Raw genomic sequence first — 2,757 nt, 5'->3', positions numbered from 1 at the left:
CCGCCCCGCCCGCTGGACGCCAGGGCGCTCGCCGCGCTGGCCGCCAACCCCGGCTGCCGGCGTCGCGCGCTGCTGGACGGTGCGGGCGTGGACAAGGCCGCGCTCGCCCGGGCCCTGGGCTCGCCGGCGCCCTTCGGGCAGTCCCAGTTCGCGATCGCGCGCGGCCATTCCTTCGAGGCGCGGGTCAAGGCCGACGGCGGCGCCGAGCTGATCCGGCTGGCCGCCGAGCATCTCGGGGGCGGTGCGGCGGCCCCGGAGCCCGGCGCCGCGGCCACGCCCGACCTGTCGGCGGCCGGCCCGCAGGGGCGCGCCGCGCGCACGGCGCTGGCTCTCAGGGAAGCGGCCGCGCGCGGCGGCTGGACGCTCCTGGACCACCCGATGCTCGCGCTGGAGGTGGCCGGTTCGCCCGTGTACTTGGAGCCGGACGCCGTGGTCGTGCGCCCGGACGGGCTGTGGAGCGTCATCGAGATCAAGTCGTTCCCGATGATCGACGGGACGGCCGACACGGCCAAGGTGGGCGCGGCGGCCCGCCAGTCGGCGGTGTACGCCCTGGCGCTGGAGCAGGTCGCCGAGCAGGTGGCGCGGCAGCTCGCCGAGGGCGCCGGGCACGCGCCGCGGGTCGGCGACCGCGCCCTGCTGGTCTGCCCCAAGGACTTTTCGAACCTCCCGGCCGGGGCCCCGGTGGACCTGCGCAAGCAGCTGGCCACGACCCGCCGCCAGCTGGCCCGGCTCACCCGGATCGACGAGCTGGCCGCCGCGCTCCCCGAGGACACCACCTTCGACCTGCGCCTCGCGGACGACGGGAAGACCGCGACACGCCCGGCCGAGGAGCTGACCGAGGCGGTGGAGTCGGTCGGCGCGGCGTACGCACCGGAGTGCCTGGCCGCGTGCGAGCTGGCCTTCCACTGCCGCGGCCGGGCCCGTGAGGCCGGGCTGGTGGAGTCGCTGGGCCGCGGCGTGCGCGGTGAGCTGGGCGGGCTGCGCACGGTCGGTGAGGTGCTGGCGGCGGCCTCGGGGAACGGCGAGCGGACGCCTCCGGACCCGGCCGGTGCGTATGCGACCGACGACGACCCCGCGGCCGAGGCGCTGCGCCGCGCCGCCGCCCTGCGCGCCGAAGCGCTGGCCGCGGCCTCCGCTCCGGTACCGGCACAGGCCCCGGCGCCCCGGGAGGAGGCGGAATGTCGCTGATCGACGTGCTGGCCAGGATGGAGGCCGTGGCGGCGGGGCGGGCCACGCCACTGGCGACCGTGCGGCACCGCCATCTCTCCCCGCGCCCCCTGGTGTTCGTCCCGCTGACGACCGCGGGCGAGACGGGTGCGCCGCTCGGCGCGCTGGTCGGCACGGACCCCGAGGCGCCGCTGCTGCTGACCGTGCCGCAGCCGCGCGACCGTGACCTGCGGTTCGCGTTCTTCGCCGAGCTGGCCGCCGCGGTCCTGCCGTACGTGGACTCCTTCGCCGACGACGTCGAGCCCGCCGAGCGCAAGGAGACCGACCCGCAGACCGGCAAGCGGGTCACGGTCGAGACCGAGCTGTGCGCGGACGCACCGCAGGTGATCGTGGCCAGTGCGGCGGGCGTCGACTTCGTACGGCTGCTGGGCCGCTCCATGCGCTTCCGGCGGACGGCCGAGCAGGACCCGGACACCCCGCATCCCGCGCCGCCGCACGTCCCGCTGCTGGGCCGCTGGCTCACGCACTTCGGCGAGCGGGCCCGGGTGCCTGGTTCGAGCCTGCTGCTGCCGATGACGGGGCTGCTCTCCCGTCACTGGGCGACCGGCCAGAGCCTCGCCGAGGACCAGCACCTGGGCGCGCTGCTCGCCTGGATCGATCCGCCGGAGAGCGAGTCGGGCCAGGATGCGGCGCTGCGTGCCGAGACGGCGCGGGACGCGCGCGGGCAGCTGCTGTGCCCGCCGGCCGGGCCCGCGACGGACCCGGCGTTCGACAACGGCCTGCTCGCGCCGGCCATCGCGCGGTACGACGCCGGAGTGCCGGGCGCCCGCGAGGAGTTCGACGCGCTGGTGGCGAGCGTGCTGCGGCCGACCTGGGACGCGGTGTGGCGCGGTATCGGCCTGCTGCGCGCGCTGCCCGAGGGCGCGCGGGTCGCCGACCGCTGGCGGCGCGACCGCTGGTCCTACACCGCGCACCGGGACCGGGTGCGGTCCGGCGAGCCGCCGCAGCCCCGGCTGGACGACGCGGTCACGGCCGCGCAGAAGCTCGCCTCCCGGGAGACCGCGCAGGCCCAGCTGGACGCCCAGGAGGCGCTGGACGATCCGCTGGTGATGGCCGGGCGGCGGCTCACGGGCGAGGCGCTGGAAGGCGAGGTGACCGAGGTGGAGATGGCGATGTCCGAGGGCAAGCGGCCAATGCCCCGGCCGCTGGTCACGCTGCGCACGGGCGACCGGCCGCAGCTGGAGGAGCGGACGAAGCTGTACCGCCCGCTGGACGGCGGGAAGACGCAGACCGCGGAGTTCGTGGCGTACGTACCGGAGCAGCCGGGCACGCTGGTCGTGCGGCTGACCGGCGGCATGGGGCGGGGGAAGACTCCGGAGCCGGGCTCGGTGCCGGAGAAGGGCGACCGGGTGTGCTGGACGCTCTTCGAGCACGCGCCGCGCGGCGGTCCGGAGCTGCCCGACCCGGAGGACACGCCGTGGACGCACGGCGGACCGCCGCCGGGCAGCGGCGACGGCGGTACGACCGTCCCGGCGCAGACCGCGGCGCCGGAGAGCGAGTCGGGCCAGGATGCGGCGCTGCGTGCCGAGA

At 77.4% G+C, this 2,757-nt stretch carries 2 protein-coding genes; both read left to right on the top strand.

The features are described from left to right. A partial coding sequence (locus CCS38_RS17275; RefSeq protein ID WP_223734172.1) for a hypothetical protein occupies window positions 1–1,188 on the top strand: 1,188 nt, incomplete at its 5' end. Further along, window positions 1,179–2,757 (top strand): hypothetical protein (locus tag CCS38_RS17270; protein ID WP_223734171.1); only part of this gene is annotated, 1,579 nt, incomplete at its 3' end. The genes CCS38_RS17275 and CCS38_RS17270, both read left to right, overlap by 10 nt.

This window comes from Streptomyces purpurogeneiscleroticus, from assembly GCF_020024005.1.
Lineage (GTDB): Bacteria > Actinomycetota > Actinomycetes > Streptomycetales > Streptomycetaceae > Streptomyces > Streptomyces purpurogeneiscleroticus.
Note: the sequence above shows the minus strand (reverse complement) of the source record. Positions and strands in the feature narration are given on the sequence as shown.